This is a genomic window from Shigella sp. FC1567, from assembly GCF_001743015.1.
Lineage (GTDB): Bacteria > Pseudomonadota > Gammaproteobacteria > Enterobacterales > Enterobacteriaceae > Escherichia > Escherichia coli.
On sequence record NZ_MIIV01000139.1, the window covers coordinates 1 to 5,312 of the forward strand.

The window sequence follows — 5,312 nt, forward strand, 5'->3', positions numbered from 1 at the left end:
AACGCGTATTTTTCAGCGACTCCTGTGCAAAATACGCTGTTGCTTTTTTAATATATCTCGCTCAAGGCGAGCTTCATTTAACGCCTTACGCAGTTGCAGAATTTCAGATTCCAGTTCAGCCACCGTGCGGGAACCAGGAGTACCGAGCCCTTTTCTGGCGGCGGTAACCCATTGTCCTAAAGTGCCTTCAGGAAGGGATAATCGGGAAGCGCCTTCACTGATCGAAAGTTGATTTTCAAGAACCGTTCTGACAGCTTCGGCTTTGAACTCTTTAGAGTAACGTTGGTTTTTTCTGCTCATTATTAGCTCCTTCTGATGCCATTCTATTTCAGGAAGGAGTGTCCGTTAAACTCAGGCTACCTCAAACTTAGCAGCACCGCCAGCGGTAATTGTGTTGGAAGATAGTGCCATGCCAGCGCCGTAGCCCCCGGACCATTAACGTTAATGGTAAAAGGAAAGCGTTGCGAAGAAACCTGATAGTTTTCATTGTCTTCAGGTTGCGGAAGGGAATCTACCAGCCCATTACCATAGAGCAAATGCCGTTTGTCCACCGTCAGGCTGGCGCTACTGATTTGCTGCAGTTGTGGTTCAAGGAGCATTGCCGTCAGTAAGTCGATGTTAATCATCTCCATGACCCCAGCATTGCTACTGCCCGCTGCAGGCGTCCATTGAATCAAAACCGGACTGCCTTTAATCAGGGCACGGTCGATCGTCAGGCGTAAAAGTGGTTGCGGTGCAGGAAGTTCAGCCAGAATGTCCACGACGGGCACATTGCGATAACCAAAAATGCTGGAGCAATAGAGTGTGCCGTCTTGCACCAGGCCAATGGATCGCACAGTTTGGAGTTTTGCCGCCTGTTTACGTAATGGCAAATGGGCGACAGAGCAGGGCAGACCAATCAGCGGAAGCAAGACTTCGCTACCTGCCTGTAGGGGAAGCAGTACTTTATCTAATTCCTCTACAGCGTGATTGGCGAATTGTACTACCCGTTGTTGATTTAAGTTACGCTGTGAAATAAATCGCACGCTCAGGGTCGAAGCGAGCGTAACGAGTGCGCAAATCGTACAAACAATCATTCGATTACGTCGATAGGTTTTAATGATCCGTTGTGCTTTTTGCATGCGGGCCACCCTGTAAGCGTATGGCGACAAACGCCTGACGCAACAGTGGATGTGTAGTGGGGAATATTACAGCAGACGAGAAAGCGGGTATAAATTCGCCCATCCGTTGCAGATGGGCGAGTAAGAAGTATTAGTCACACTGGACTTTGATTGCCAGACCACCGCGTGAGGTTTCGCGGTATTTGGCGTTCATGTCCTTACCGGTTTCGTACATCGTTTCGATGACCTTATCCAGCGAGACGCGCGGTGCACTGGTGCGGCGCAGAGCCATCCGTGCGGCGTTAATCGCCTTCACAGAGGCAATGGCATTACGCTCAATGCACGGCACCTGAACCTGCCCTGCAACCGGGTCGCAGGTTAAACCAAGGTTGTGTTCCATGCCAATTTCCGCCGCCACGCAAACCTGTTCCGGGCTACCGCCCAGCAGTTCTGCAAGACCCGCAGCAGCCATTGAACAGGCAACACCCACTTCGCCCTGGCAACCAACTTCCGCACCGGAAATAGAGGCGTTCATTTTATACAATGCACCAATCGCGCCCGCTGCCATAAAGTAACGGGTATAGATGTCCGGGCTGACCGATTCAATAAAGTGGTCATAGTAAGCCAGCACTGCCGGAACGATACCGCAGGCACCGTTGGTTGGCGCAGTTACCACACGACCACCGGCGGCGTTTTCTTCGTTAACTGCCAGCGCAAACATGTTTACCCAGTCAATGACATTCATCGGATCGTTAGACAGTTTATCGCTGGAAACCAGCATCCGGCGCAGGGCAGACGCACGACGTGGCACGCGCAGCGGGCCTGGCAGTACACCTTCGGTGTTCATCCCGCGATCGATACATGCCTGCATGGTTTGCCAGACATGCGCGAAATACTCGTCGATCTCTTTCTTGCTGTGCAGCGCCAGTTCGTTCTGCATAGCGAGACCAGACAGCGAATAGCCGGTTTCATTACAGTACGCGAGCAGTTCGGTGGCAGATTTGAACGGATACGGCACGCTCACTTCGTTGGCAGCATCCTGACCAAAGTGTTCTTCATCGACGATAAAACCGCCGCCGATGGAATAATAAGTTTTGCTGTAGACGACTTCATCGCCGTTATAGGCGTGGATTTGCATACCGTTTTCATGCAGCGGCAGGTTGCCGTTATGAAAACGCATCCCGTTGTCGCGCGGGAAATCCACTTCATGCCGTCCCTGTGCCAGCAGCAGACGTTCGCGCTCTTCTACGTCGCGAATAAAACCGGGAATACTGTCGATATCCACGGTGGCAGGTTCGTTACCTGCAAGACCCATAATAATGGCGATATCGGTGTGGTGGCCTTTACCCGTCAGCGACAGTGAACCATAAACGTCCACGGCAACGCGAGTAACGCTATCCAGTAAGCCTTTTTCGACCAGATCATCGACGAACTGTTTACCCGCCTTCATAGGCCCTACGGTATGGGAAGATGAGGGACCAATCCCCACCTTAAACATGTCGAATAGACTAATCACGATAATACTCCTGACAAGGTGACTGGACTTCCAGTAACGAACTAATAACAGCGCATAGTGTAAGAGGGAACGCGGCGACTGGCTTAACTATTCACATGAATTAAACTAATCAAAAACCGCGATTTAACTAATATTGCGATGATTGTCTCAAGTAGTGTTTTGTAGATGTAAAGATAAGTATAGTCAGGGTTTCACACCAATTTGCAGCGCCAGCTCACGAATTATGCCTGCGGTCATTCCCCATACAAAATACTGTTCGTACCAGGACAGCCATACCCGATGTGAATCGCCACGGCGGTAGATATCTAAAGGGTGATAACGACCCAGATGTAATGCCTGGGCGAGCGGCATTTCAAACACCGCCGAGACTTCATCTTCACTGGCGCGATACGGCAGATCGGGCGGGATAATGCCGATCACTGGGGTTACCTGATAGCCAGTTACGCTATCGACGGGCGGCAGCACGCCGATAACTTCAACGGCGGAAGGCGGTATAGCGACCTCTTCTTCAGCTTCGCGCAGCGCGGCGGCGATAACTGATGCGTCCGTGTCATCGACTGCACCTCCAGGGAATGCCACTTGTCCAGCGTGTTTACGCAGATGAATTGAACGCTGAGTCAGCAACAACCCCGGTTGCGGTCGACGGACGATGGGGATTAACACGGCAGCCTGACGATGATTTAGGGTTTCCCGGTTAATTTGCGGGCGCAAAAGTTGAAAGCGAGATAAAAAATCATCAAGCGTCAGGCTACGGTATTCCACGTCTTACTTCTCCAGTTGGCGTAATATCTTAGTAACTTTATCAAAAGTTTCCTGATATTCCGCTTCTTCCTGGCTATCGGCGACAATTCCACCGCCCGCAGAGCAGTATATTTGTCCGTTAATGGCAGTCAGCGTGCGGATAGTAATGCTGGTATCCATGTTGCCGCAAAAGCTCAAATAGCCAATGCTGCCGCACCAGGCATTACGTCGCTGCGGTTCCAGTTCGTCGATAATTTCCATAGCCCGTACTTTCGGAGCCCCGGTTATTGAGCCACCAGGAAAAGCTGCGCGCAGCAGATCGCTGGCGTGTAACTGTTCTGGTAGTCGCGCCGTTATAGTGCTGACCAGATGATGCACGGCAGGGAAGGGTTCCACCACGAAGAGCTCTGGTACTTTTACCGAACCGGCTACGGCAACACGACCGATATCATTACGCATTAAATCGACAATCATCAGATTTTCGGCACGATCTTTCGCTGAGTTCGCCAGTTTTTCTGCTTGTTTGCTATCTTCCTGAGGATCGGGCAGGCGTGGTAGCGTGCCTTTAATCGGGCGGGTCTGGATTTCACTATTATCACAAAGAATAAACCGCTCTGGCGAAAGGCTTAAAATTGCACCCTGTTCAAGACGTAAAAAAGCGCTAAATGGCGCGCGGTTGGCCTGATTAAGCTGAAGGAATGCCTGCCATTCATCGCCAGAATAGGTCGCATGAAAACGCTGGGCGAGATTCACCTGATAGCAATCACCGCTGTGCAGATATTCCTGTACCTGGCGAAATTTTTCGCCGTACTGCTCGCGGGTCATATTGGATTGCCAGTCGGAAGTGAGCGTGAAATCTTCCTGCGGCGAGAATTGCTGGCTTTCCAGCCAGGCCCGACGGGCATTGACATCATTATGACTCAGCAAAGAAACTGTATGACGCTGGTGGTCGACAATGAGCGCCCAATCGTAGATACCCACTGCCATATCCGGCAGAACGATATCTTGTTCCGCAATTTCTGGCAGTGACTCAAAACGGCGGCCCAGATCGTAGCCAAACAACCCCAGTGCGCCGCCCTGAAATGGCAAATCTTCGTTATGCGTTGGGCGAATGTCTGCGCGATCCAGCACCTGCTGGAGCACCTGTAGCGGGTCATCAGTGGTCGTTGTGCGTTTTTCGCTTTCACTAACAACGGTTTCTTTACCGAAAGTGGTTAAAGTGCAAATCGGCTCGGCGACCACAATATCAAAGCGGCTATACGGATGATCGGCATAGCCGGAGTGTAAAAGCATCGCCCACGGCAGGTGGCTTAAGCGGGAGAAATAAAATTCAGCGGCGTCCTGACGCCAGGGTAAAGTAATCACAGCGGGAGATAACGTCTTCATCAGTCCTGACTCTACTGGCTATGTGCCGGGTAGCATGAAATAATTAGCGCCAACAATTTAGCAGGAGTTAACAATGTTTGCAGGTTTACCTTCACTCACCCATGAACAGCAGCAAAAAGCTGTCGAGCGGATCCAGGAACTGATGGCACAAGGGATGAGCAGCGGCCAGGCAATCGCGCTGGTGGCAGAAGAGCTGCGTGCCAACCACTCCGGCGAGCGAATCGTGGCGCGTTTTGAGGATGAAGACGAGTAACACACTAATCCGTATCGATTTCGTTATAGAAGCCGATGATGGTAATGACTCCAACTTACTGATAGTGTTTTATGTTCAGATAATGCCCGATGACCTTGTCATGCAGCTCCACCGATTTTGAGAACGACAGTGACTTCCGTCCCAGCCTTGCCAGATGTTGTCTCAGATTCAGATTATGTCGCTCAATGCGCTGAGTGTAACACTTGCTGATAACGTGCAGCTTTCCCTTCAGGCGTGATTCATACAGCGGCCAGCCATCCGTCATCCATACCACGACCTCAAAGGCCGACAGCAGGCTCAGAAGACGCTCCAGTGT

At 51.2% G+C, this 5,312-nt stretch carries 5 protein-coding genes and 2 pseudogenes; 1 reads left to right on the forward strand and 6 read right to left on the reverse strand.

Annotated elements, in window-relative coordinates; genetic code table 11:
- The 5 genes and pseudogenes from BHE85_RS10215 to pabB all read right to left on the reverse strand — a co-directional run.
- A pseudogene (locus tag BHE85_RS10215) lies at positions 1–300 on the reverse strand (transposase); the annotation flags it as partial.
- Between the two features lie 62 nt (positions 301–362).
- Positions 363–1,121: pseudogene (locus tag BHE85_RS10220) on the reverse strand (CSS-motif domain-containing protein); the annotation flags it as partial.
- Between the two features lie 130 nt (positions 1,122–1,251).
- Entirely contained in the window at positions 1,252–2,616 is a 1,365-nt protein-coding gene (gene sdaA / locus BHE85_RS10225) for an L-serine ammonia-lyase (RefSeq protein WP_000624298.1), read from the reverse strand.
- 183 nt (positions 2,617–2,799) lie between these two features.
- The gene (locus tag BHE85_RS10230; protein WP_000456718.1) at positions 2,800–3,378 is read right to left on the reverse strand and encodes a CoA pyrophosphatase; all 579 of its coding nucleotides are present in this window, start codon (positions 3,376–3,378) and stop codon (positions 2,800–2,802) included.
- A gap of 3 nt (positions 3,379–3,381) precedes the next feature.
- Positions 3,382–4,743, reverse strand: coding sequence for an aminodeoxychorismate synthase component 1 (gene pabB, locus BHE85_RS10235; protein ID WP_000855021.1), 1,362 nt, complete (start codon positions 4,741–4,743; stop codon positions 3,382–3,384).
- Positions 4,744–4,816: 73 nt separating this feature from the next.
- Here pabB and BHE85_RS10240 point away from each other — a divergent pair, with 73 nt between their 5' ends.
- On the forward strand, positions 4,817–4,996 hold the full coding sequence (locus tag BHE85_RS10240) for a YoaH family protein (protein ID WP_000457334.1): 180 nt from the start codon (positions 4,817–4,819) through the stop codon (positions 4,994–4,996).
- Between the two features lie 55 nt (positions 4,997–5,051).
- Here the strand turns inward: BHE85_RS10240 and BHE85_RS10245 are convergent.
- On the reverse strand, positions 5,052–5,312 hold a 261-nt coding region (locus BHE85_RS10245), incomplete at its 5' end, for an IS1 family transposase (protein WP_216080650.1).